The sequence below is a fragment of the Streptomyces sp. CNS606 genome (genome assembly GCF_000426325.1).
Genome location: NZ_AUFD01000011.1, coordinates 1 through 23523, shown reverse-complemented (window position 1 = coordinate 23523; position 23523 = coordinate 1). Strand labels below are relative to the sequence as shown.

General features: G+C 73.6%; 22 protein-coding genes and 1 other RNA gene. 3 read left to right on the top strand and 20 right to left on the bottom strand.

The window, feature by feature from the left end; genetic code table 11:
• Window positions 1–51: 51 nt before the first annotated feature.
• Window positions 52–1257, top strand: coding sequence for a formate/nitrite transporter family protein (locus tag K304_RS28070; protein WP_486591608.1), 1206 nt, complete (start codon window positions 52–54; stop codon window positions 1255–1257).
• A gap of 102 nt (window positions 1258–1359) precedes the next feature.
• Here K304_RS28070 and K304_RS0108790 read toward each other — a convergent pair whose 3' ends face one another.
• The 11 genes from K304_RS0108790 to K304_RS0108740 form a co-directional block, all read right to left on the bottom strand.
• Window positions 1360–3798 (bottom strand): UvrD-helicase domain-containing protein, encoded by a 2439-nt coding sequence (locus K304_RS0108790; RefSeq protein ID WP_027763437.1) that lies wholly within the window; start codon window positions 3796–3798, stop codon window positions 1360–1362.
• A gap of 88 nt (window positions 3799–3886) precedes the next feature.
• Window positions 3887–4705 (bottom strand): zf-HC2 domain-containing protein, encoded by an 819-nt coding sequence (locus K304_RS28065; RefSeq protein ID WP_037789703.1) that lies wholly within the window; start codon window positions 4703–4705, stop codon window positions 3887–3889.
• Window positions 4702–5259, bottom strand: coding sequence for a sigma-70 family RNA polymerase sigma factor (locus tag K304_RS0108780; RefSeq protein ID WP_486591607.1), 558 nt, complete (start codon window positions 5257–5259; stop codon window positions 4702–4704). The genes K304_RS28065 and K304_RS0108780 overlap by 4 nt, the downstream gene beginning before the upstream one ends.
• Before the next feature lie 94 nt (window positions 5260–5353).
• Entirely contained in the window at window positions 5354–5914 is a 561-nt protein-coding gene (locus K304_RS0108775; RefSeq protein ID WP_027763435.1) for a GNAT family N-acetyltransferase, read from the bottom strand.
• 114 nt (window positions 5915–6028) lie between these two features.
• On the bottom strand, window positions 6029–7156 hold the full coding sequence (locus K304_RS0108770; protein WP_027763434.1) for a uroporphyrinogen-III synthase: 1128 nt from the start codon (window positions 7154–7156) through the stop codon (window positions 6029–6031).
• 64 nt (window positions 7157–7220) lie between these two features.
• Window positions 7221–8588: an MFS transporter gene (locus K304_RS28060; RefSeq protein WP_051308158.1), complete on the bottom strand. Its 1368-nt coding sequence runs from the start codon at window positions 8586–8588 to the stop codon at window positions 7221–7223.
• A gap of 136 nt (window positions 8589–8724) precedes the next feature.
• On the bottom strand, window positions 8725–9042 hold the full coding sequence (locus K304_RS0108760) for a type II toxin-antitoxin system PemK/MazF family toxin (RefSeq protein ID WP_106965554.1): 318 nt from the start codon (window positions 9040–9042) through the stop codon (window positions 8725–8727).
• Window positions 9039–9239 carry a hypothetical protein gene (locus K304_RS0108755; RefSeq protein WP_027763433.1) on the bottom strand — a complete coding sequence of 67 codons (201 nt, stop codon included), beginning with the start codon at window positions 9237–9239 and terminating at the stop codon, window positions 9039–9041. Before K304_RS0108755 ends, K304_RS0108760 begins: the two co-directional genes overlap by 4 nt.
• 42 nt (window positions 9240–9281) lie before the next feature.
• On the bottom strand, window positions 9282–10259 hold the full coding sequence (locus K304_RS0108750) for a LysR family transcriptional regulator (protein WP_027763432.1): 978 nt from the start codon (window positions 10257–10259) through the stop codon (window positions 9282–9284).
• A 224-nt stretch (window positions 10260–10483) separates the two neighbouring features.
• Entirely contained in the window at window positions 10484–11383 is a 900-nt protein-coding gene (locus tag K304_RS0108745) for a virginiamycin B lyase family protein (protein WP_027763431.1), read from the bottom strand.
• 81 nt (window positions 11384–11464) lie between these two features.
• Entirely contained in the window at window positions 11465–12217 is a 753-nt protein-coding gene (locus tag K304_RS0108740) for a TioE family transcriptional regulator (protein ID WP_027763430.1), read from the bottom strand.
• A 262-nt stretch (window positions 12218–12479) separates the two neighbouring features.
• Here K304_RS0108740 and K304_RS28055 point away from each other — a divergent pair, with 262 nt between their 5' ends.
• Window positions 12480–13754, top strand: a complete 1275-nt coding sequence (locus K304_RS28055; RefSeq protein WP_051308177.1) for an MFS transporter — start codon at window positions 12480–12482, stop codon at window positions 13752–13754.
• Here the strand turns inward: K304_RS28055 and K304_RS0108730 are convergent.
• The 7 genes from K304_RS0108730 to ftsE form a co-directional block, all read right to left on the bottom strand.
• The gene (locus K304_RS0108730) at window positions 13720–14637 is read right to left on the bottom strand and encodes a hypothetical protein (RefSeq protein ID WP_027763429.1); all 918 of its coding nucleotides are present in this window, start codon (window positions 14635–14637) and stop codon (window positions 13720–13722) included. The two genes, K304_RS28055 and K304_RS0108730, sit on opposite strands and share 35 nt — an antisense overlap.
• A gap of 164 nt (window positions 14638–14801) precedes the next feature.
• A complete protein-coding gene (locus tag K304_RS0108725; protein WP_027763428.1) occupies window positions 14802–15704 on the bottom strand; it encodes a glycoside hydrolase family 19 protein in 903 nt (300 codons plus the stop codon).
• 236 nt (window positions 15705–15940) lie between these two features.
• Window positions 15941–16312, bottom strand: a transfer-messenger RNA (tmRNA) gene (ssrA, locus tag K304_RS32035).
• Between the two features lie 159 nt (window positions 16313–16471).
• Window positions 16472–16990 (bottom strand): SsrA-binding protein SmpB, encoded by a 519-nt coding sequence (smpB, locus tag K304_RS0108720; RefSeq protein ID WP_051308156.1) that lies wholly within the window; start codon window positions 16988–16990, stop codon window positions 16472–16474.
• Window positions 16991–17007: 17 nt separating this feature from the next.
• Complete coding sequence (locus K304_RS0108715; protein ID WP_027763426.1) at window positions 17008–18225, bottom strand: S41 family peptidase; 1218 nt, start codon at window positions 18223–18225, stop codon at window positions 17008–17010.
• Between the two features lie 68 nt (window positions 18226–18293).
• Window positions 18294–19205, bottom strand: a complete 912-nt coding sequence (gene ftsX, locus K304_RS0108710; protein WP_027763425.1) for a permease-like cell division protein FtsX — start codon at window positions 19203–19205, stop codon at window positions 18294–18296.
• Window positions 19206–19279: 74 nt separating this feature from the next.
• A complete protein-coding gene (ftsE, locus tag K304_RS0108705) occupies window positions 19280–19969 on the bottom strand; it encodes a cell division ATP-binding protein FtsE (RefSeq protein ID WP_027763424.1) in 690 nt (229 codons plus the stop codon).
• A gap of 282 nt (window positions 19970–20251) precedes the next feature.
• Here ftsE and K304_RS0108700 point away from each other — a divergent pair, with 282 nt between their 5' ends.
• On the top strand, window positions 20252–20446 hold the full coding sequence (locus K304_RS0108700; RefSeq protein ID WP_027763423.1) for a hypothetical protein: 195 nt from the start codon (window positions 20252–20254) through the stop codon (window positions 20444–20446).
• A 151-nt stretch (window positions 20447–20597) separates the two neighbouring features.
• Here K304_RS0108700 and K304_RS0108695 read toward each other — a convergent pair whose 3' ends face one another.
• Window positions 20598–21410: a hypothetical protein gene (locus K304_RS0108695; protein WP_027763422.1), complete on the bottom strand. Its 813-nt coding sequence runs from the start codon at window positions 21408–21410 to the stop codon at window positions 20598–20600.
• A gap of 236 nt (window positions 21411–21646) precedes the next feature.
• A partial coding sequence (locus tag K304_RS0108690) for a peptidoglycan recognition protein family protein (protein WP_027763421.1) occupies window positions 21647–23523 on the bottom strand: 1877 nt, incomplete at its 5' end.

Genomic DNA, 23523 nt, shown 5'->3' with positions numbered 1-23523 from the left:
TGGCACCGACCCGCCAGCTCGCCTCGCGGCAAGTGGTCGCTCGAAGCGACGATGGTTGGGCCCGGGGGCATGGATCGGGCCGGTGCCACCCTCAGGCTAACAAACAGGGCCCGTTCGGCCATTCCTCCTTCCGGGCCCTGTGCGTTCGGCGGGTCGGGAAGGCGGGACGGGAAGCGGCGTGAGGACGCCGCAGGGACGTACGGTCGGCAGACTGGGGCGCCACGGTGCCGCGTGGCGGCACCGACGGCCCCGCCGCCGGCGGGGTGCGTGCCCCGCCCTCCGTCCTCCGATCCCAAGAGGCCCGCTGTGTCCTACCTCAGTCCGCCGGAGTTCGTCACCAGGATGATCGACGCCGGTGAGTCCAAAGTCTTCATGTCGACGCGTGACACGGTGATCCGCGCCTACATGGCCGGCGCGATCCTGGCGCTCGCCGCCGCCTTCGCGGTGACCGTCACCGTCCGGACGGGCCAGCCCCTCCTCGGCGCGCTCCTCTTCCCGGTCGGCTTCTGCCTGCTCTACCTGCTGGGGTTCGACCTGCTCACCGGCGTGTTCACCCTCGTGCCGCTCGCCCTGCTGGACCGGCGGCCGGGCGTCACCGTACGGGCGGTCGCACGCAACTGGGGGCTGGTGTTCCTCGGCAACTTCGCCGGAGCGCTCACCGTCGCGCTGATGATGGCCGTCATCCTCACCTTCGGCTTCTCCACCGGCCCCGACGAGGTGGGCCGCGCCATAGGCACCATCGGCGAGGGACGGACCGTCGGTTACGCCGAGCACGGCGCCGCCGGCATGCTGACGCTCTTCGTGCGCGGCGTGCTGTGCAACTGGATGGTCTCCACCGGCGTGGTCGCCGCCATGATGTCGACGTCCGTGTCCGGGAAGGTCATCGGGATGTGGATGCCCATCCTGGTCTTCTTCTACATGGGCTTCGAGCACTCGGTCGTCAACATGTTCCTCTTTCCCTCCGGCCTGCTGCTCGGCGGCGACTTCTCCGTCGCCGACTACCTGCTCTGGAACGAGATTCCGACCCTGCTCGGCAACGTGGTCGGCGGACTGGCGTTCGTGGGACTCACGCTGTACGCCACCCACGCGCGGACCGGCGCGCCCCGGCTGCCCGCCGGCGGGTCCGCCCCCGCCGGGGCCTCCGTCGGGCCGCCCCGGCGGCCCGACGACCGGGTGGAGGAGCAGACGGAGAGCGGGGCCGCCCGGCGCGCCGACGAGCGCGGGGCCGCCCGGCGCGCCGACGAGCCCACGGGGTGACGGCGGGGCGTGCGGACCCGGCAGGCGTGCGGACGGCGGCTGACGCCCGCTCACGGTCCGTACGCCCGCCCCCTGCTCCCCTCGGGGAGCGGCCCGGCACGTTCAGTCCCGCAGCAGGTCCGGCACCCCGTCGGCGTCGGGCAGGTCGCGGGGGCCGGATACGAGGGTGAGTCGCTGCGTCGCGCGGGTGAGCGCGACGTACAGCACCCTCAGCCCCGCTCCCCCGGCGCCCGGGCCGCCCTCGGTGAACTCGCGCGGGGACAGGCCCTCCGCGATCTCGGCGGGCGAGACGACCACGGTGGCGTCGTACTCCAGTCCCTTCGCCTCCAGACTGCCCAGCGCCACGGCCCGGTCGCCCAGGCCGGCCAGCCACTGCCGTGCCTGGGTGCGCCGCCCCATCGCCACCACCACGCCGACCGTGCCGTCCACCTCCGCGAGCAGCCGCTCGGCCTCGGCCCGTACGGTCCGGCCCAGCCGGTCCTCGGCGTTGCCCTCCCCGCCCTCGCCGTCCGCGCCGCCCTCGCCGTCACGGCCGTTCGCGCCCTTCGTCCCGACGGCCGCGACGAAGCGCGGGGTGAGGCCCGTGCGGCGCACGGCCTCCGGCGGGGTGCTGCCCGGCATGGCCAACGCCAGCACCCGGTCGGCCAGTTCGGCGATCTCCGCCGGATTGCGGTAGTTGACGGTGAGTTCGAAACGACGGCGCGGACGGCCGCCCAACGCCTCGGCGCGCGCGGCGGCGGCCTCGTCGGTGTCCGTCCAGGAACTCTGCGCCGGATCGCCGACCACGGTCCAGGTGGCGTGGCGGCCGCGCCGTCCCACCATCCGCCACTGCAGGGGCGTCAGGTCCTGCGCCTCGTCGACGATGACGTGGGCGTAGTCGCGGCGCTCCTCCTCCACGTCGGGCCGCCGCCGGCGCGGGCCGCTGCGGTCGGCGGCGGTGGTCACCTCCTCCAGCCCGGTGAGCTGGTCCAGCGGATCGGCCTCCTGCCTGCGCGGCCGGGCGGCGGGCGGGCCGAGCAGCTGCCGCAGCTCGTCCAGCAGCGCGACGTCGTGCACGGACAGCGGCCCCGTGCCGTCCACGCCCAGCCGGCGCAGCGAGCGGGCCAGCAGGCGCACCTCGCCGCCGCGGAGCATCCGGCGTGCCCAGCGGGCGAGCCGCTTCTCGTCGGCCAGCGCCGCGAGCACGCGGCGCGGGGTCAGTTCCGGCCACCAGGCGTCGAGGAAGTCGGTGAAGTCCGTCTCCTCGTCGAGGTCCTCGTCGAAGCCCTGCCGCACCTCGGCGGCGAGCTCGGGATCGTGGGCGTGCCGGCGGGCCGCGCCGGACTTCTCCCACAGCGCGTCGAGCAGCAGCCGCCGCGCCCGGGGCCGCATCAGGTTCACCGGCGCGGTGCCGCCCAGCACCTGGCGGCGTACGGCCCGCAGTTCGTCCGCGCCCAGCTCGACGCGGGAGCCGAACGCCACCACGCGCAGCCGCTGTGGGACCTCGCCCAGCTCCAGGGCACCCCGCGCGGCCCGGCGCAGCACCCCGACCATGCGGGCGGAGCCCTTGACGCGGGCCACCGGCTGGTCGTCGTACGCGCTCGCCTCGACGCCGTCGACCAGCGAGCCCAGCGCGCGGATCGCGACCTGGCCCTCCTCGCCGAGGGAGGGCAGCACGCCTTCGGTGTACGACACCAGCAGGGGGGTCGGGCTGACGACCAGGATGCCGCCCGCGTACCGGCGCCGGTCCCGGTAGAGGAGGTAGGCCGCGCGGTGCAGGGCGACGGCGGTCTTGCCCGTGCCGGGGCCGCCCTCGACCTCGGTGACGGAGGCGGCGGGGGCGCGGATCACCTCGTCCTGCTCGGCCTGGATGGACGCCACGATGTCCCGCATGGCGTGACCGCGGGCCCGGCCCAGGGCGGCCATCAGGGCGCCGTCGCCGACGGCGGGCAGTTCCTCGCCGTCCAGGGTGGCGCGGATCTCCGGGCGCAGCAGGTCGTCCTCGACGCCGAGCACACGGCGGCCCTTGCTGCGGATGACGCGGCGGCGCACCACCCGGCCGGGGGTCACGGGAGTGGCCCGGTAGAAGGGGGCGGCGGCGGGCGCCCGCCAGTCGATGACCAGCGGGGTGTAGTCGGCGTCCAGCACGCCCAGGCGCCCGATGTGCAGGGTCTCGGCGATGTCCGCGCCGCCGTCCGGGCGCACCGCGTCGTCGGCCGGCTCCAGGGAGGTGTAGGCGCCGTCGGGGCCGCGTTCGCCGGTCTTGCCGTCGAGCAGGTCGATGCGGCCGAAGAGGAAGTCCTCGAACTCGCTGTTCAGCCGGTTGAGGTGGATCCCGGCCCGGAAGACCTGCGCGTCGCGTTCGGCGAGCGCGCCGGGTGTGCCGACCTGCCCCCGCTTGGCGGCGTCGTCCATGAGGAACTCGGCCTCGTGGATCTTCTCCTCCAGACGGCGGTACACGGCGTCCAGATGCGTCTGCTCGCGACGCGTCTCCCGTTCGCGCACGCCCTCGGCGTCCGCGGCCCGGCCGTCTGCTCTGTCCACGGTGTCCTGCGCTCCCATGCGGCCCCCTTCTCTCTCACAGGGCAGCCGTCCACCGTACGCGACCTGCGGGTGTCGTGCGGGCGTGTCCGGTGCGTGGTGCCGCGGGTCACAGCCCGTCCGCGGGGGTTTCCATCCGGATGGCGGCCAGCTTCTCGCCCTCCAGCGTGCGGACCTCGAAGTGGTCGATCCGGTCGGGCGTGAGACCGGCGCCGCCGGCCACGTACAGCGGCTCCTCGTACGCGGTGCCCTCGATGCCGTAGCCGTACCCCGGCACCGACCAGGTCGCGACCGTCTGCCGGCCGCCGTCCCCGCCGACGGCCACCAGGTCGCAGGCGCGCGGGCCGGTGAGGTTCCCGATCCGGAGGGTGACGTGGGTGCCCCAGGGCCGTTCCTGGAGCGACACCGTGGCCTCGACGCTGGTCGACGGGTCGTGGTCGGAGAACTTCTCCCCCTGCGCGAAGGCGGCACGCGCCGCCTCGGCCGTGGTGGGCGGCGGCCGGTCGGCGTCGTCGTCACCGGCGAGGGGGCCGACGGCCACGCCGCCGAGCGCGCCGGCGGCGAGCAGGACCGCCGCGACGGCGCCCGCCAGGGCGTGGCGGCGCCGTCGCGCGCGGCGCCGTTCAAAGGCCGCGGCGGCGAGCGCCCGGTCCAGCGGGCCCCCGGCCTCCTGCGCACCGGAACCCTGCCCGGGCACGGAAGACGGCAGGGGTCCGGAAGACGCCTCGGAGGCCACCTCCTGGAGGAGGGGACGCAGGCCCAGATTCGCCTCCAGTTCCTCGGCGCACCGGGTGCACCCGGCGAGGTGGTCCTCGAAGCGGGACGCCTCGGCGTCCGTGAGCAGGCCGAGGGCGTAGGCCCCGACGTCGGTGTGCGGCGACGGCGGCGGACCGGGGGTGTCCGGCGTGCCGAGGGGGTCGCCCGTCATGACGTCACCCCCCGTTCCTCCAGGGCCAGGCGCAGCGAACGCAGCGCGTAGAAGACCCGGGACCGCACGGTACCGGGCGGCACCCCGAGCGCCTCGGCGGCCTCGGCGACGCTGCGGCCCCGCAGATACGTCTCGACGAGCGCCCGCCGGTGTGCGGCGGTCAGGTCGGCCATCGCCTCGGAGATCACCATGGCCCGCAGCGCCCGGTCGATCTCGTCGGCGGCGGGCACGGACTCCAGCGGCCCGGGGTCCACCTCGTGCGGGCGGGCCTGGCGGCTGCGGTGACCGTCGATGACGATGCGGCGGGCGACGGTGACCAGCCACGGGCGCAGCGCGGCCGGGCTGCCGCGCTGCAGCTTCTCGGCGTTGCGCCAGGCGCGCAGCAGCGTCTCCTGCACCACGTCCTCGGCGCGGTGCCGGTCGCCACCGACCAGACGCAGCACGAACGCGTACAGCGGCACGGCGTGCGCCTCGTACAGGGCGCGCATCAGCGCGTCGTCGTCGTGGGCGTCGTCGTGAGCCGCGCCGTCGTCGTGAGCCGCGCCGTCCTTCACTCGCGCATCGTCCCGCACCCTGCGACCTCCGGTCGAGCCTCCACCCCTGGGTACGCCCACCGGGTCCGCGGCGTTCACCGGCCGCGGAGCGCCGTCAGCGGGCCCGCTCCCACGCGGTACGGGTGAGCGCGTACTCGACCTCGCCGTGCTCGGAGCCCTCGATCGCGTCCGGCCAGTCCCCGTGGAAGGCGCGGACGAAGGCCAGGCCGGACTTCTCCATCACGCGCCGGGAGCGGACGTTGACGGCCATGGTGTTCGCGGTGACGCGCTCGACGCCGAGGTCCGCGAACCCCTTGTCGATGAGCGCACGGGACCCCTCGGTGGCGTAGCCGCGCCCCCAGGAAGCCCGGTTCAGCCGGTAGCCGAGCTCGACCACGGCGGGGCTGTCGTCGGCCGCCGGGCGGAACTCGAACCAGCCGAGGAACGTGCCGGCGCCCTTCTCCCGCGCGGCCCAGTAGCCGAGCGTCCCGGTGCAGGGATGGACGTGCAGCAGCCGCGGCAACGTGCGGGTGCGGATCGCCTCCCGGTCGGCGGGGCGGCCACCGTTGAGGAACCGCATCACCTCGGGGTCGTCGTCGAGCGCGAACAGGTCGTCGGCGTCGTCGGCGGTGAACGCGCGCAGCACCAGCCGCTCGGTCTCGAGGAAGTCGCCCATGCGGCGATACTCCCCGCACACGACCCGCCCGGCCACCCGTTTTCGTGCCTCGCGTGGCTGCGGCAACACAACCGCCGCAGCCACCCGGACTCCGCGGTGACGTACCGAAGCCCGTCAGCGCCCGTCCGGTTCGACGGCGAGGCGGTAGCCGCGTTTGACGACGGTCTGGACGACGCCGCGCACGCCGAGCGCGGCACGCAGCCGGGTCATCGCGGTTTCGACGGCGTGCTCGTCCGTTCCCGCTCCGGGGAGCGCGCGGAGCAGGTCGGCGCGGGAGACGACCCAGCCGGGGCGGCGGGCCAGCTCCCGCAGCAGGGCCATGCCCGCCGGAGGCACCGCCCGCAGCCGCCCGTCGACCACCACGGCGTGGCCGCGGATCTCCACCCCGTGGCCCTCGACCTCGAACGTGGCGGCGCCCTCCGGCAGCCGCGCGCACAGCAGCTGGACCAGCGGGCCCAGCCGGAAGCGTTCGGGGCTGGCGGTGGGCACCCCGGCCGCCTCCAGCGGGGCCGCCGTGACCGGCCCGACGCAGGCGGCGAGAACCCGTCCGTCGCGCAGCTCCGCCAGCAGCGGGTCCCGTACACCCCGCTCCCCCGCCCGTTCCAGCAGCGAGACCGCGGCCGGGGCGCTGGTGAAGGTGAGCGCGTCGACGGCCCCGGCCAGCACGGCGTCGGTGAGGCGGTCGACGGGCGCCAGGTCCTCCGGCGGCAGCCACCGGTACACCGGGACGCCCACCACCTCCGCACCGTCCGCGCGCAGCGCCGCGACGAAGTCCGACAGCGGATCGCCGTGCAGCTGCACGGCGATCCGGCGCCCGCGGACGCCCTCCCCCAGCAGCCGGTCGCGCACCTCGGCCATCGACTCGGACTCCGGCGACCAGGACTCGCGCAGTCCGGCGGCCCGTACGGCGCCGCGCACCTTGGGGCCGCGGGTGAGGATCTCGGCACCGGCGAGCGCGGCGCGCAGCTCGTCGCCCAGGCCCCAGCCGTCGGCGGCCTCCAGCCAGCCGCGGAAGCCGATGCCCGTCGTCGCGACGGCCAGGTCGGGCGGCTCGGCGATCAGGCGTTTCGTTCCCGCGAGCAGTTCCGCGTCGTCGGCCAGCGGCACGATGCGCAGCGCGGGCGCGTGCTGGACCGTGGCGCCGCGCCGCTCCAGCAGCGCGCCCAGGTCATCGGCGCGGCGCGCGGCGGTGACGCCGACGGTGAAGCCGTCCAGCGGCCTGACGGGTTCCTGCTCGCTCATCGTCCCTCGTCCCTGTGGTGCGGGGTTCTGCGGGTGCCCCGGGGCATGGTGGGCGACCCGCGTGTCACCGCCGGTTCACCGGCGTTTCTCCAGTGTTGCGCGCCCGCTCGGCCGGCGCCGGGCCCGGCCGCGGCGGACGCACGTACACCGCCCACACGAGGGCGCCGCACAGCACGTAGTAGACGGCGAAGACGGCGAACGCCGTCGTCCCGGAGCCCGTGCCGGCGAAGGAGCGGCTGAGTGCCAGGTTGATGCCGACCCCGCCGAACGCCCCCACCGCGCCGATCAGCGACATCGCCGCCCCGGCCCTGCGCCGTGCGTGCGCCGCCGCGGCCTCCCCCACCAGGCCGCGGGACCGTGCGCCGGCCTCGTGGATGCCGGGCAGCAGGGCGTACACGGAGCCGTTGCCCGCGCCGGTCAGCACGAAGAGCAGCACGAATCCGGCGACGAACAGGGGCAGCGACCCGCGAACGGACGCCCCCACGACCAGCACGGTGACGCCCGTCATCAGCGCGAAAACCGCCAGCGTCACGCGGGCGCCGCCCCACCGGTCGGCCAGGTGGCCGCCGACCGGGCGCAGCAGCGAGCCGAGCAGCGGCCCGACGAACGTGAGCGAGGCCGCCTCCAGCGGCGTACGTCCGAACTGGCCCTGGAGCACCAGCCCGAACGCGAAGCCGTAGCCGATGAACGACCCGAAGGTGCCGATGTAGAGGGCGGCGACGATCCAGGTGTGCCGGTGCCGGGCCGCCTCGGCGACGGCGCCGGTGTCGCCGCGCACGGGGCCCAGGTTGTCCATCCGCCGCAGCGCCCACACGGTCGCCGCGACGACCAGCGGCACGTACAGCGCGGGCAGCACCCACGGGTGCCCGGCGCCGCCGAGGGCGATCAGCGCCAGCCCGGCGAGCTGCACGACGGCGACGCCGATGTTGCCGCCGCCCGCGTTGACGCCGAGTGCGCGGCCCTTGAGACGCAGCGGGTAGAAGGCGTTGACGTTGGCCGTGGAGGAGGCGAAGTTGGCGCCGCCGACCCCCGTGGCGACGGCGACGAGCAGCAGCACCCCGTACGGCACGCTGCCGGGCGGCGCCGCGAACACCGCGCACAGCTCCGCGCACGGCACCAGCAGCAGCGCGGCGCTGAACGCCGTCCAGTCGCGGCCGCCGTACCGGGCGACGGCGAAGCCGTACGGCACCCGCAGCGCGCCCCCGACCAGCGACGCGACGGCGACGAGGGTGAACTTCCCGGCCGCGTCCACGCCGTGGGCCTCGCCCATGAACAGGGCGAGCACGGCGAACATGCTCCACACCGAGAAGCCGACGTGCTCGGCGCACACCGACCCGACGAGGTTCCGCCGCGCCACGTGCCGCCCTTCGGTCTCCCAGAACCCCCGGTCCTCCGGGTCCCACCGCTCCACCCAGCGCCGACGCGCGCGCATCCGGGCCCTCCTCCGACTCGCCCTGCTGGACGTTCCGGACGCTAGGCGTCGCGCGTTTCACCCCCGTGGCGGCGCGTCACACCGACGCAACGACGCGCTCTCACCGCAGACGGAGCCGGGGTGAGCAGCTGTGCGGTCAGAGGCCCAGAAAGCGACTCACGGCGTGCTCGACCTCGGCGAGGTCGTCCCGCGTGAGGTAGTCGACCGGCTCGCCGTGGATGAACCGGACATCGATGGATCGAAGCTGATCCACCAGCAGGCGCGTCCGAGCGCCGGCGATGGACAACTCGGGCCGGAAGACGGCCGGCTGCGCCCGCGTGGACGTGGGCACCACCGTGGCGGGGCTCCACGGCATGGATGTCGGGGACAGCACCAGGCCATGGCGTCGCCCGCCCTGTTCGTGACCGCGCTTCGCCTGTCCGAGGTCGATCCGGTAGACGGCTCCGCGGATCACCAGGCGTCCTCGTCGGCCGACAGGTCTTCCGCGTGGAGTCGCTGCGCATCCTTGCGTGCCTGCTCCAGCCAGACTTCTCGCTCCAGAAGGCGCAGCGCGCGCCTGATGACGTCGCTGGTCGCCTCGCCCTCGCGCGTTGCCGCCTTGATGATGCGAGCGTCCTCGTCCGTGGGGCGAAACCCTATGGTCGCTGCCATACCGCTCAGCGTAGCCCGCGTCACGCTGCTGTGCAACACTTGTTACACAGAAGTGTGACGGTGTGAGATGTCCCGGTCCGGCTCCGGGAGCCAGGCGCCGGGCGGGGCGGTGAGCCGGCCGGAGGTGCGGGACAGGTCGGCGGCGGAGGCGAGCAGGGCGTCCAGGCCCGGGTGGCGCAGACCGCGGCGCCACACGACCGAGACCGGCGCGAGCGGCACCGGGTCGGTGAGCGGACGCAGCACCATGCCGTCCACGCCCGTGAACACCTCGGTGGCCAGCACCGACCAGCCGCGCCCCCGCACGACGCGGCGGAACTCCTCCTCGCCCTCGATCCTCGGGAACGGCGGCGCGAGGCGGATGCCGCGCCCGGCGAAGAGCGCGCGGGCGTAGTCGGTCCACTCGGCGGTGTCGTCGTTGCCCGCCCCGGCGTACAGGGTCTCGCCGTCCAGCCGGCCGAGCGGCACCTCGGGCAGCGCCGCGAGCGGGTGGTCCCCGGGCAGCAGCACGGCGACCCGTTCGTACCGGACGAGCCGGTGCTCCAGCCCGGCCGACACCTCGGCCGCGAGCCCGGCGACGCGGCCGAACGAGACGTCCAGCCGGCCGGCGAGGATCTCGGCCGCCGCTCCCGCGAGCCCCGCACGGTAGCGGGCCACGAACTCCGTGCGCGGTGCCCGTCCGCGTGCCGCCTCCAGCACCTCGCGCCCGGTGCTGACCGGCGCGGCGACGTCCACGGTCAGCGGGCGTCCGGCGGGCGCGAACGCGGCGGCCAGTTCGTCGTGCGCGGCCAGCACCGCCCGCGCGTACGGCAGCAGCCGCTCACCGTCGGCGGTGAGCGTCACCCGCCGCGTCGACCGCACGAACAGCGTCGCGCCGGCCTCCCGTTCGAGGCGCGCGACGTCCCGGCTCAGCGCCTGCTGGGCCACGTACAGCCGCGCGGCGGCCCGCGTGAAGTGCAGCTCCTCCGCCACGGCCACGAACCCGCGCAACAGCCGCGGCTCGACGTCCCGGGGCGCGGTCATCGCCCCGCCCCGCCGCTCGGGCGCGTGCGACGCGCACGCGCGCGGCGGTCGCGGCCCGGGACCACGTCACGGTGGCGCCGGGCTTCCCGAGCCAGGATGCTTCTCATGGACGCACGGTAGTCCGCCGCCACGGCAGCCGATCACGTGCACATACCCGTGGAGGGGGCGGAGAGGCAGCGGACGGAAGCGGCGTCGGAGCACCGCTGAGGGGGGCGTGCGGCCGGTCAGGGGGCGCTCAGGCGGGCGACGGAGCCGGTCTCGAGGGCCGTCCACACCGCGCCGTCGGGGCCCACGGCGATGCCGTGGGGTTCACACGACGGGGAGGGCAGGGCGTATGCGGCGAGGTCGCCGGTGGCCGTGATGCGGCCGACACGACCCGCGCCCCACTCGGTGAACCAGCACTCGCCCGCGGACGCCGCCACGATCGCGTGCGGCTTGGCCGTCCGGTCCGGCAGCGGGAACTCCTCGACCGCGCCGTCCACCGTCATCCGGCCGACCTGGCCCGCCGCGATCTCGACGAACCACAGGGCGGTGCCGTCGCTGGTGATGCCGACCGGCGCGGCGCCGGGCGTCGGCAGGGGGTGGAGGGTCACGTCGCCGTGCACGTCGATGCGGCCGAGGGCGTCGGCCTGGTTGAGGGCGAACCACAGGGCGCCGTCGGGTCCCGCGGTGATCGCCGAGGGGTGGCCGCCCTCGACGGGGAGCGCGAACTCCGTGATCTCGCCCGCGGTGTCGATGCGTCCGACGCGGTCGGCGCCGGTCTCGGTGAACCACATCGCGCCGTCCGGCCCGGCCGTGATGCCGAAGGGGCCGCAGTCGGGCGTGGGAACGGGCCAGGACCGCACGTCGCCGTCGACGGTGATCCGGCCGATCCGGTGGTCCTGGAGCCGGGTGAACCAGAGGGCGCCGTCGTCCGGTCCGGGAGCGATGACCGTGGGGCGGCACTCGGGGGCGCCCAGGTCGTACTCGCGGACCGTGCCGTCCGGGGCGAGCCGCGCGATGCGGCCGTGGTGCACGAGGGTGCACCACAGCGCACCGTCCGGCCCGGCCGCGATGCCGTACGGTCCGGCTCCCGGGCCTCCCACGGCGAACTCCTGGACGACCGGGTCTCCGAACCGCCGCACAGCCGCTCCCCCTTCCGGACGGCCTCGCCACCGTCCACCCCCGCACGGTGCCCGGCGCCGGACGGCCGCGGCAACTCCTTTTCACCCGCGGGCGCGGAGGTACGCGTCCAGTTCGGCGGCGCCGGCGAGCAGGGCCCGGCCGCGGGCGGACAGCCGGTCGTGCCAGTCCCGCAGTGCGGCCTCCAGCGGCTCCAGCCCGCCGGCCGCGTGCACCTGGGCGATCAGCGGGGCGATCTGCTCCAGCAGGTAGCCGCCCCGCCTGAGTTGGTGGACCAGCCGGGCGTCCCGTACGTCGGCCCGGTCGTAGATGCGGTAGCCGGTCGCCGGGTCACGGCGCGGGTGCACCAGTCCGGCGTGCTCCCACTTGCGGAGCGTCGCGGGGCGGAGCCCGAGCTTCCGGGCGAGCGGACCGATGAACGTGCCGCCCGGTCCGGGCCCGGCCGCGTCGGGGTCCGGGCCGGGGGCGGGGGCGGGCCCGGGGGAGGGCGACGCCAGGTCGTGGAGGGCGCGTTCCACGGCCTGCAGCGTGCGCCGGTCCTCGAGGAGCTGGACGTGGCTCTCGTCGACGAGGCGGAACGCCTCCTCGGCCGCGCCCTCGTTGACGGCCCGCATGATCGACGTCGCGGCGGGGTGGCCGTGGCCGGGCAGCAGAGCGAGGAACGTGCGCAGGGCCCGCGCGTGGAGCGGGGTGTACGTGCGGTAGCCGTGGGGCGTGCGGTCGGCGACCGGGAGGATGCCGGCCTCCTCGTAGTTCCGCACGGCCTGGGTGGACAGACCGTGCGCACGGGCCAGGTCGACGGGCCTGAGCCGCTCCGCATTTTGAAGGTTGCGCACCGTGAACCCCTCTTCCTTCGGGGAAAGTCTCCACGAAGTTTCAGCGGTAGCGTAGAAGGCAAGACGACCGGCACGGCCACCGGCATCCAGAACGCCGCCCGCGCGGTCGGGGCCGCCGCAGTGACGCGGCCGGTGTCCGCCAAGGACGTCGTCCCGCGGAGCACCTCCTGACGGTGCTCGCCCGCATCCACAACGCAGGTGCGTGAAACGGGCCGCAACAGGTGTTGGACCGCGGGGCGTTCGCGCCGCGAGGGTGGTCGCCATGCCGACCACCTCTCCTGCCCCGGTCACGCCTGCCCGCCGCTGGACCGCGCCCTACGTGCGGCTGTTCGCACCGCCCGGCGCGGTGGCGTTCACGGTGGGGAACCTCGTCGCCCGGCTGCCGATGGGGATGTTCACCGTGGCGGCCGTGATGATGATCGCCGGGCAGCGCGGCAGCTACGCCCTCGCCGGTGCGGTCACCGGGACCGGGCTGGCCGCGACAGCCGTCGTGGGGCCGCTCACCGCACGGCTGGTGGACCGCTACGGGCAGGCGCGGGTGGCCGTGCCCGCCGCCGCGTTCGCCGCCTGCGGCGCGCTCGCGCTGGTCGCGTGCGTACGTCTGCAGGCCCCGGACTGGGTGCTGTTCGCCGCGTACGCCGCGACCGCGACGACGCCGAACACCGGCGGCATGTCACGGGCCCGCTGGGCCCATCTGCACCGGGACGACCCCGGCGCGCGGCACACCGCGAACTCCTTCGAGCAGGTCGCCGACGAACTGTGCTTCGTGTGCGGCCCCGTGCTGGCGGCCCTGCTGTGCACGGCGCTGTTTCCCGAGGCCGGCACGCTCACGGGGGCGGTGCTGCTGCTGACCGGCGTCCTGCTGTTCGCGGCGCAGCGGCGCACCGAGCCGCCCGTCGCGCCGCCTGAGACGGGGCGCGGCCGGGCGCCCGTACGGCTGCCGGGGATGCCGCCGCTGCTGGCCACCTTCGTGTGCACGGGCGCGGTGTTCGGCGCGCTGGAGGTGGTCACCCTCGCCCACGCGGACGCGCTGGGGCACGGCGCGGCGGGCGGCGCCGTCCTGGCGGTGCAGGCGGGCGGTTCGGCGGTGGCGGGGCTGGTCTTCGGCACGTGGGCGCCGTCCGGCTCGGCACAGCGCCGCTTCCGGGGGTGCGTGGCGGCGATGGCCCTGCTGATGACGTTGCCGCTGCTGGGGGCGGCGTCCGGGAGCCTGCTCGTGCTGGCGGGGACGCTGCTGGTGGCCGGCATGGCGACCGCGCCGACGATGGTGACGGGGATGACGCTGATCCAGCGCCGCACTCCGGTGGCCCGCCTGAACGAGGGTATGACCCTCGCCGTGACGGCCCTGCTGGCCGGGATCGCCGCAGGCTCGGCGGCGGGCGGCTGGGCGGCCCAGCACCTGCCGGGCGGCCCGGCGCTCGCCTACCTCGTGCCGGTCGGCGCCGCGCTGCCGGCGGCCGTCGTCGCCCTGGCCGGCTTCCGCAGCCCGCCCGGGGACCGGCTCAGTCGCGGTCGAAGATCTCCGTCGCCTCGGTGACGGTGAGTGCGCGGTCGAACCAGACGTCCAGCAGGTCCAGGTCGGTGCAGCCGGTGATCCGGGCCCGTGTGCCGGCCGGCGTGGGGACGCCCCGCTTCTCCAGGAGCCGCAGCACGGCGTGCGCCCGCCCGGCGGCGCGCCCCTCCTCGCGCCCCTCTTCCCGGCCTTCCTCCATGCCCTTGAGGTACGACTCCTCGACGATGGTGCCCCGCCCGGGGAAGAAGGTCCCCATGCTCATCAGCTTCCTCCAGGTGGCACGGGCCGGGCTGTCTCCCAGTCCGATCTCCAGCAGTTCGGTGAAGTACTCGGCGGACTCGCCGTCCGCCGCACCCAGCGCGGCGGCGAGTGCTTCCAGTATGGCAGCGGCGTCCGGATGATTCCCGTGCGTCATCGCGGAGAACGCGGCCAGCGCGAGATCGCGCGCCGCGTCCTCGGGGTCCGTGATCACGGGGACGTTGTCCGGCCCCAGAACCAGCGGGTGGACGGTGAGGGCCGTGCGCCAGCCGTCCGGTCCGAGGGAGAACGGGCCGGACGCCCAGCGGGCCGTACCCCGGTCCTGGCAGGTCACCAGCAGCAGGACGGGGCAGTCGTACTTCGCGCCGAGGTGGCCGAGGTAGTACGCCCAGCTCCGCCGCTTGGCAGGGTCCCGGCGGCCCTGCGCCTCGATGGCGAGCAGAAAGTCGTCCCAGGCCCCGTCCGGCCGGATCCGCAGGACGCTGTCGACCCTGCGTTCCAGGGGCCGGATCTCGGTGGCGTCCGGTGAGAGCACTTCGACCGCCGCAACCGAGGGCAGCGGAACGCCGAGAAGGCGGAACACCGGGGCCAGCAGTCCGGGGCGGTCCTGGAAGATCCGGTGCGAGGCCTCGTGGGAGGAGGTGACCATGGGAGGCACGGTAGGGATCCTGCGGAAGCGGGATATGCCGAAGGCACAGGACCCACCCGTTCGGGTGACAGCAGGCGGGCCGCCCCGCCCCGCACGGCCTTCCGCCGCCGGCGTGAGACGGGCACGGCCGGCGGCGGAAGAGTGAGGGGGGTACGGAGGGCGTCTCAGCAGCTGAGGTTGCCGCCCGGGGTGGTGCCGAGGATCTGCGTGAACGCCCGGTACTTGTCGATGCGGCTCTGGACCTGGGCGGGGTTGCCGCCGTCGCACTCCAGGGCGCCGTTGATGCTGCGGATGGACTCGCCGAACCCGTGGCCGCCGGTGAGGGCCTCGTGGCCGGTGTAGGTGCCGGGGCCGGACTGGGTGTTCCAGTACCAGAGCGCGGTCTTCCACGCGGTGGCCGAGTCGTTCTCGACCTGCCAGGGGTTGTTCAGCAGGTCGATGCCCAACGCGTCGCCGGCGGCCTTGTAGTTGAAGTTCCAGCTGAGCTGGATGGGCCCGCGGCCGTAGTAGGCGTCGTTGCCCGCGGGGCAGCCGTACGGCTGCGACTCGTCGCAGTAGTGCGGGTAGTTGGCCTCGTTCTGCTCGACGACGTACCGCAGCCCGCCCGTCTCGTGGCTGACGTTGGCGAGGAACGCGGCCGCCTCCTGGCGGCGTACGGTCTCGCTCCCGGTGTTGGTGAACGCCGGGTAGGCGCCGAGCGCGGCGACCAGGCCGTCGTAGGTGTAGAAGGAGTTCCTGCTCGGGAACATCTGGTCGAACTGCGCCTGGCTGACGAGGAAGCCGGACGGGTCCGGGTCGGGATCCGGGTCGCCGCCGTCACCGCAGGTGCCCTGGTCCGCCCACACGCCCCACTGTCCGGTGGTGCCGGGCGTCTCGCCCTGCGTCCACCACTTGGCCTCCCAGTTGTGGCCGCCGTGGGAGACGACGTCGCCGCCGGTGTAGGCGGTGCCGGAGTTCCAGGCCGCCTCGCAGGCGGGCGCCGCAGTGGCGGTGGACATCGGGAGGGCCACGGCCAGCGCGCCGGCCAGGCCGGCGGCGGCGAGGAGGGCCTTGAGCCGGGTGGTCAAGCTGCGTCTACGCGTGCTGCTGGACACTGCTCACTCCTTCGCGCGCGGCCCTGCGGTGGGCCGCGAGGTGGGGGAAGGTTGATGGAGTGCAGTCAAGCCGTTTGGTCCAGACCAGTCAAGGTATGGACCAATGTTTTTCGACCGCGACCCGCGGCCCGCGGCCCGCGCCCCCGCACGCAGAAGAGCCCCTGACCGGCGGTGGTACCGCCGGTCAGGGGCTCTTCGACACATGGTGATGGTGGAGATGGCGGGAATCGAACCCGCGTCCAACGGAGCAGAAGGAGGGCTTCTCCGAGCGCAGTCCGCTGCGATTTTCTCAGCCCCGGAGATCTCGCGGACACGTCTCCGACGGGCTCAGTCACTGTGAAATGTCCCTGCAGGTCCCGTGACCGGACCTACGCGGTGAGTCCCCTGGCTGATGCCGGACACCGGGTCGGGAACATCCCCGGGCCGACACTTCGCAAGTCGCTACTTAGGCAGCGAGGGCGAAGGAATCGCGCTTGGAATTGGCGATTATTTTTTTGCGGCACATGGTTAACGAGATCATTGCCGCGTTCCTCGGCTCGCTTCCCCTGCTTCGACATCCGCTGTCGAAACCGATCATCCCCATGTTGAGTTGAGAACCTCCGCACCCGATGCGCCGCAGCGCCCGGGGTACGGGACCATCGTACGGGATCAGCGCCGTGGGCTGCCACCGTATTCCCGGCCGCCACCCGGTCGGCTCAGGCCGCCCCGCGCGCCCCGTCCCGTCCGCGGCGCAGGCGCGATCACGCCCGCTGGCGGCGGCGGACCGCCGAGATCACGCGCTCCGCCTCGCGCCGGTCCTGCTTCTCGCGCAGCGTATGCCGCTTGTCGTACTCCTTCTTGCCCTTCGCCAGCGCCAGCTCGACCTTCGCGCGGCCCTTGACGAAATAGAGCTGGAGCGGCACCAGCGTGTGCCCGGTCTCCTGCGTCTTGCCGATCAGCCGGTCGATCTCCGAGCGGTGCAGCAGCAGCTTCCGCTTGCGCTTCGCGCTGTGGTTCGTCCACGTCCCCTGGGCGTACTCGGGGATGTGTACGTTGTGCAGCCAGACCTCGCCGTCGTCGACCTGGCCGAAGCCGTCGACCAGCGAAGCCCGGCCCTGCCGCAGCGACTTGACCTCGGTGCCGGTCAGGACGATGCCGCACTCGTACGTGTCCAGGATCAGGTAGTCGTGCCGCGCCTTCTTGTTCTGCGCGACGAGCGTCCGGTCGGAGCCGGCGCCCTTGGCCTTCTTGCCGGCCCTCTGGGTCTTCATCTTCGCCATAGCCAGACCATTCTTCTCTACGACCCGGCTGCGAGGCCACTCAATACCCGACGGGCCCGCTCGTCGGCGCGGTCCCCGGACCGTACCTCCAGGTCGGGCAGCAGTCCCCGGCCGTGGACCCGGCGGCCCGACGGGGTGGTGTAGTGGCCGACGGTCAGCTCGGCGACCGACCCGTCCGGCATCCGGTGCGGCACCTGGACCGAGCCCTTGCCGAACGTCCGGCTGCCGACGACGACCGCGCGCCCCCGGTCCTGGAGGGCTCCGGTGAGCAGCTCAGCGGCGCTCATCGTGCCGCCGTCCACGAGAACCACCAGCGGCGCCCCGGTGTTCCCGTCGCGCTCGGCGTACAGCGCCTGCTGCTCGTCGTCGTAGTCGTAGGTGGCGACCAGCCCGCCGTCGAGGAAGGCGGAGGCGGACTCGGTGGCCTCGGTCACCAGGCCGCCGGAGTTGCCGCGCAGGTCGAGCAGGAAGCCGCTGCCCTCGGGCGCCTCCGCCACGGCCCGGCGCACCCGGGCGCCGACCCCCTCGGTGAACGAGGCGATCTCGATGCGCGTGACGCGCGGAGACGGCTGGGAGACGGAGACCGAACGGGCCGCGAGCCGGGCCCGCTCCAGGGTCTCGCTCCACTGGTGGCCGCCGCGGCTGAGCGTGAGGTCGACGGCCGTACCGGGGTCGGCGGCGCGGCCCGGGGACGCATCGGTGGCACCGCGCAGCAGCGCCACCACCTCGGTGACCGGCTCGCCGGTCACCGGCACGCCGTCGACGGCCCGCAACCGGTCCCCCGGCCGGAGGCCGGCCCGGTCCGCGGGACTGTCCGGCAACACGTCCTCGACGCGCACGACCTCGTCGCCGCCGGGGACGTCGGACCGCTCGACGGAGACGCCGACGCCGACGTACGCGCCGCCCATGCGACGCTCGAAGCCCTCGTACTCGTGGGCGCTGTAGGCGGCCTCCCAGCGGTCACCGCTGCGGCTGACCAGCTCCTCGGCGGCGACCTTGGCCTCGGCGGCCTCGGCCGCCTCGGCCGGCACCGCGCCCGCGCCGCCCGGCGTACGGCCGGCAGCACCGTTCAACTCGTGGCGTGGCCCGGGCACTCCGGGTGCGCCCGGCCCTCCCGGCACGCCGCCCCAGGAGTTGGTGGCGGCACCGGTGGCCAGGGCGCCCGCGAAGACCAGGGTCAGCGCCGCCCCCCGCCGTACCCGGCGAGGAGGCGCATTTCTCCACGTGCCCGACATGCTGCGGAGTCTAGGGCAGTCACGGCCCGATGAAGACGCGATGTCGGAACAGTCACTCGCGTCGTGTGTCACACCTTCAGGTACTTGCGCAGAGCGAAGAAAGCTGCAAAGGCAGGCATCAGCGCACCAACCGCCAGGATGAGCGGCAGCACCTTCACCACGGCGTCCCAGCCCACGAAGTTGATCAGGACGATCTCCTGCTGGAGCCAGTTGTCGATGAGGAAGAACTTCCCGCCGGCCAGCAGCACGCAGGCGAACCCGGCGCCGATCAGGCCGGCGATGGCCGCCTCCAGGATGAACGGCATCTGGATGTAGAAGCTGGACGCGCCGACCAGCCGCATGATGCCCGTCTCCCGTCGGCGGCTGAACGCCGACACCCGCACGGTGTTGATGATCAGCAGCAACGCGACGACGAGCATCATGCACATCACGAAGAGCGCCGCGATCTTCATCCCGTTGAGCAGCCCGAAGAGGTTCTCCAGCAGGTTCTTCTGGTCCTGCACCTCCTGGACGCCCTGCCGCCCGGAGAACGCCGTGTTGATGACGTTGAACTTCGTCGGGTCCTCCAGCTTCACGCGGAAGGACTCCTGCATCTGGTCCGCCGTCAGGGAGTCCGCGAGCGGAGAGTCGCCGAACTGCTCCTGGTAGTGCTGGAACGCCTGCTCCGCGGACTCGTGGTAGACCTTCTCGACGACGCCGAGGTCCTTCAGGTCTCCCTCGATCTCGTCCTTCTGCTGCTGGGTCACGGCACCCTTGGCGCAGTTCGGGTCCGACTCGGCGTCGTTCTCGTTGCAGAGGTAGATCGACACCTGGACCTTGTCGTACCAGAAGCCCTTCATCGCGTTCACCTGCTCGGTCGCGAGCAGCGAGCCGCCGAGCAGCGCCAGCGAGAGGGCGACCGAGACGATCACCGCGAACGTCATGGTGAGATTGCGGCGGAGACCGACGCTGATCTCCGACATTACGAACTGGGCGCGCATGGCGTCCTTCCTGCTTCCGTGCGGGGGCGAGCTGAGCGGGGTGCCGCGGGGACGGCGGGCGGGCCGCCCGGGGGTCAGTGCTGGTAGCCGTAGACGCCGCGCGACTGGTCGCGGACCAGGCGGCCCTTCTCGAGCTCGATGACGCGCTTGCGCATCTGGTCGACGATCGCCTGGTCGTGGGTCGCCATCACCACGGTGGTGCCGGTGCGGTTGATGCGGTCCAGCAGCTTCATGATGCCGACGGAGGTCTGCGGGTCGAGGTTGCCGGTCGGTTCGTCGGCGATCAGCAGCATCGGCCGGTTGACGAACGCCCGCGCGATCGCGACGCGCTGCTGTTCACCGCCGGACAGCTCGCCGGGCATCCGGTCGCCCTTCCCGCCGAGACCGACGAGTTCGAGGACCTCGGGCACGGTCTTGCGGATCTGGCCGCGCGACTTGCCGATCACCTCGAGCGCGAAGGCGACGTTCTCGCCCACGGTCTTGTTGGGGAGCAGCCGGAAGTCCTGGAAGACGGTGCCGAGCTGGCGGCGCATCTGCGGCACCTTCCAGTTCGAGAGCCGGGCCAGGTCCTTGCCCAGAACGTGGACCTGACCGTGGCTGGCGCGCTCCTCGCGCAGGATCAGCCGCAGGAAGGTCGACTTTCCGGAGCCGGAGGAACCCACCAGGAAGACGAACTCGCCCCGTTCGACCTCCAGCGAGACGTCGCGGAGCGCGGGACGGTTCTGCTTGGGGTAGGTCTTGGAGACGTTGTCGAATCGGATCACGGTTTTCGCACCACGTTGGCCTGGGTAGGAGGAGGGGAAGCCCATGACCGGCTCCCCCCAGGTTGAGGCGACACTACGCGACGCGTTGCGCGCTGCGCAGTGGCCGTCCGGTACAGGTGGGTTTCTTCACGGTATGTATCATCGCATAACAGGCAGCACGCCTGCCTGCTTTTCTGCACCCGCCGCCGACACCTGGCACAGTGGAGGGGAAGGGAATGCCCGGTGAGCCGTCGGGGAACCTGTCCCACGGCGACGGTGAGGCGGGCAGAGGAGGAGGATCGCATGACATGCGACCGACTGGTGTGTGCCAACTGCGCGGGTCCCGTCAGCGAGGGCCGGTGCTCGGTCTGCCGTGCGCAGCGTGAACGTCTCCAGCTCAGCGGGCCGCTGGGCGCCCTGAGCCCCGCACTGATGGCACTGCTGCTCGCGCTGGCCGCGCTGGTCGCGTTCCTGGCCCAGCGTATGGCCACGGCGTAGAACTCCACCCCGCGTGAGCGCGCGACCGCGCTCCGCACGCCCGTGATCGGACGCACGAGGGCCCGGAACGCGTATCCGTTCCGGGCCCTCGTCTCTCGTGCCTGGTGCGACCGCCGTCACCGGAGGTCACGCAGCGCTACGGCGCCTGGTGTCAGGCGGCCGCGGCACCGCCACCACGGTTGAGCAGGCGCGGCATCAGGCGGAAGCCGACGCCACCCGCGATCATGGTCGCGGCACCGACCAGCAGGAGAGCGGTCTCGGCGGAGCCGGTCTCGGCCAGCTCGTCCTGAGGCTGCTCCTGGCCGACCGGGGTGCTGCCGCCACCCTCCGGGGTGGTGTCGCCGCCGGTGCTGCCACCGGAGCTGCCGCCCACGGTGGCCGGCTCCTCGCCGCCACCGCTGCCGCCGACGGTGTTCGGCTCCTCGCCGCCACCGGTGGAGCCGGTGTCGCCGCCGGTGGAGCCGTTCGAGGTGCCGCCGTCGGTGGTCGTGCCACCGTCGGTGCCCTCGGAGGTGGTGCCGCCGTCGGTGGTCGTACCACCGTCGGTCGTCGTGCCACCGTCGGTGCCCTCGGAGGTGGTGCCCCCGTCGGTGGTCGTGCCACCGTCGGTGCCCTCGGAGGTGGTGCCACCGTCGGTGGTCGTACCACCGTCGGTCGTCGTGCCACCGTCGGTGCCCTCGGAGGTGGTGCCACCGTCGGTCGTGGTGCCGCCCTCGGTGCCCTGGATGGCACCGACGACGGTGCCCTCGGTCTGGCCCTCGGTGACGCCGACCGCCGTGCCCTCGGTGGAGCCCTCGGTCACGCCGGCGACGGTGCCGTCCTTTTCGCCGACACCGACCTGGATGATGCCCAGGTCGATCCCGACGGCCGACGCCGCACCGCTCGCGGTCAGCGACAGGCCGGCGGCGAACACCGCACCGGCCGCCACCCGCGCGACGCGCACACGCGTCTTGGATTTGCTCATCTGCCAACTACCCCCAGTAGATGCTCGTCAGAAGGTGCCGAAATGTGAGGGGCCGTCATGGCGCCGGGCGTCAAGTCGTCGTCGTTCACATCGATTCCCGCCCGAACGCGCCCCGTTCACACGCCCGCCGAGCGAACAGCTTTCCCAGTTTTCACACCCTCGTCAAGCGAAGACCTGCCCCACCCGGGTGAAGAGAGTGTGAGTCTCCCGACACCCGGGTAGGCAGCAGGGCTGCGTCAGCGCGCGCGGCGCACGTCGACGTCCGAAGCCTTCACGAATGCGACGCGATGTCCGAACTGGATCTGGTAGTACGTCTCCTCGCCCCGCACCACCTGGTGGCCGGACGGGTCGAACTCGACGGCGTAGTAGTACTCGCCCTTCGTCCGCAGTCCGGCGACGTACTCCTGACCCGCCTTCAGCTCGTACGGGTGCGGTACCACCGCCTGCACGGGCACGTCCTCCGGGTAGGCACCCGCCTCCGGATAGGCGCGGCCGTAGACCGGGATCGAGTCCTCACCGTCCTTCGGGGTGACGACCCTGCCGCGGGCCGGGACCGCCGTCCGCTCGTCCGCGGGGTTGTGGAACCAGGCTTTCTGGCCGAGGTACCAGATCGCGGTCCAGTCGCCGTCGCGGCCGGCGAGGGCGTACTGCTGGCCCGTGGTGGCCCGGGCGCCGGTGTCGTTGACGCCGGTGGTCGACGGGTCGCCGTCCGGGCGCAGGCCGATGTCCTTCACCAGCGGGGCGTCCGGGTCGGGGGCGGTGTGCAGGCGAACGGCGGCGGAGCCGTGCGGGGCGCACGGGTCGCCGGAGTCGTCGCAACGGGTGTAGACCGGCCGGTGCGCTTCGTAGTCGGGCAGGATCGTCACCATGTCCGCGCCGCGCCAGGAGCCTTCGCGGTGGAAGGGGGCGCCGAGCAGGCGGAAGTAGTGCGCCCAGTCCCAGTACGGGCCGGGGTCGGTGTGCATGCCGGGGATGGTGGCCGGCACGGTGCCCGGCACGTTGTCGTGGCCGAGGACGTGCTGACGGTCCAGCGGGATGTCGTACGTGCGGGCCAGGTGGCGCACCAGCCGCGACGACGTCCGGTACATCGCCTCCGTGTACCAGGCGTCCGGGTCGACGAGGAAGCCCTCGTGCTCCAGGCCCACCGACTTGGCGTTGACGAACCAGTTGCCCGCGTGCCAGCCGACGTCCTTGAGGTTCAGGTGCTGCGCCACGTGCCCGTCGGAGGAGCGCAGCGAGTAGTGCCAGGAGACGTAGGTCGGGTCCTGCACCAGGTCGAGTGTGGTGTCCCAGGTCGCCTCGGTGTCGTGGACGATGATGTAGTCCACGTCCTGGGTGCGCGGGCGGTCGCCCTTGTCGTGGTTGCCGTAGTCCGTGGAACCGTCCGGGTTGGTCCACTCCTCGTACGGGGCCGGCATCCAGGCGCAGGAGATGCTGCGCGGGCACTCCAGGTTCGGGTTCCGCTCGCCCTTCTTCAGGCCGAGCTTCCGGACCTGCCGGACCTCGGGCTCGACCGTGTCGTGGGCGTTCAGCGTCACCCGCTGGCCGGAGTCCGTGGTGCGGGCGGCGCCGTTCCGGATGACGTCGAAGACGTCGCCCGCGTACACCGCGGCCGTGGTCGCGTCGTCCGCGCCGGAGTAGGCGGCGACCGCGCCGAACCAGTCCGCGGGGTCCTCGCTCGCCGGGAGTCCCAGCTCCCGCTGCGCCTGCGCCAGCAGCGCCGCACCACCCGCGATGTTCGCCGCCGGATCCTCCCGCAGCCGCTCCGCCGCGATACCCGTCAGCTCCGCCGCCTCCGGCAGCGTCCGCAGCCGCTCCGGCACCCGCCCGGCCTCCCGGCCCTCACCCGCCCGAGCGGTCCGGGACAGCGCCGCCACGTCCAGCGGACGCGCCGCGTCACCCCGCGGATCCTCCGCACCCCCGTGATGATGCTCCCCGGACTCCGCCAACGCCGTCCGCAGATCCGTCAGATGCATCGGCCCGTACCCGCCCGACACACTCGCCGCACCCGCATGCCCGTCCCACCGCGACTGCAGGTACGACACCCCCAGCAGCACACTCCGCGGCACCTCGTACCGCTCCGCCGCCCGCTGGAACGCCCCCTGGAGGGAGC

Excerpts from the sequence above, each read along its gene's own strand:
- K304_RS28070 (WP_486591608.1), top strand. The coding sequence starts at position 52 with ATGGTTGGGCCCGGGGGCATGGATCGGGCCGGTGCCACCCTCAGGCTA.
- K304_RS0108790 (WP_027763437.1), bottom strand. The coding sequence starts at position 3,798 with ATGGGAGCGCAGGACACCGTGGACAGAGCAGACGGCCGGGCCGCGGAC.
- K304_RS28065 (WP_037789703.1), bottom strand. The coding sequence starts at position 4,705 with ATGACGGGCGACCCCCTCGGCACGCCGGACACCCCCGGTCCGCCGCCG.
- K304_RS0108775 (WP_027763435.1), bottom strand. The coding sequence starts at position 5,914 with ATGGGCGACTTCCTCGAGACCGAGCGGCTGGTGCTGCGCGCGTTCACC.
- K304_RS0108770 (WP_027763434.1), bottom strand. The coding sequence starts at position 7,156 with ATGAGCGAGCAGGAACCCGTCAGGCCGCTGGACGGCTTCACCGTCGGC.
- K304_RS28060 (WP_051308158.1), bottom strand. The coding sequence starts at position 8,588 with ATGCGCGCGCGTCGGCGCTGGGTGGAGCGGTGGGACCCGGAGGACCGG.
- K304_RS0108755 (WP_027763433.1), bottom strand. The coding sequence starts at position 9,239 with ATGGCAGCGACCATAGGGTTTCGCCCCACGGACGAGGACGCTCGCATC.
- K304_RS0108750 (WP_027763432.1), bottom strand. The coding sequence starts at position 10,259 with ATGACCGCGCCCCGGGACGTCGAGCCGCGGCTGTTGCGCGGGTTCGTG.
- K304_RS28055 (WP_051308177.1), top strand. The coding sequence starts at position 12,480 with ATGCCGACCACCTCTCCTGCCCCGGTCACGCCTGCCCGCCGCTGGACC.
- K304_RS0108730 (WP_027763429.1), bottom strand. The coding sequence starts at position 14,637 with ATGGTCACCTCCTCCCACGAGGCCTCGCACCGGATCTTCCAGGACCGC.
- smpB (WP_051308156.1), bottom strand. The coding sequence starts at position 16,990 with ATGGCGAAGATGAAGACCCAGAGGGCCGGCAAGAAGGCCAAGGGCGCC.
- K304_RS0108715 (WP_027763426.1), bottom strand. The coding sequence starts at position 18,225 with ATGTCGGGCACGTGGAGAAATGCGCCTCCTCGCCGGGTACGGCGGGGG.
- ftsX (WP_027763425.1), bottom strand. The coding sequence starts at position 19,205 with ATGCGCGCCCAGTTCGTAATGTCGGAGATCAGCGTCGGTCTCCGCCGC.
- K304_RS0108700 (WP_027763423.1), top strand. The coding sequence starts at position 20,252 with ATGACATGCGACCGACTGGTGTGTGCCAACTGCGCGGGTCCCGTCAGC.
- K304_RS0108695 (WP_027763422.1), bottom strand. The coding sequence starts at position 21,410 with ATGAGCAAATCCAAGACGCGTGTGCGCGTCGCGCGGGTGGCGGCCGGT.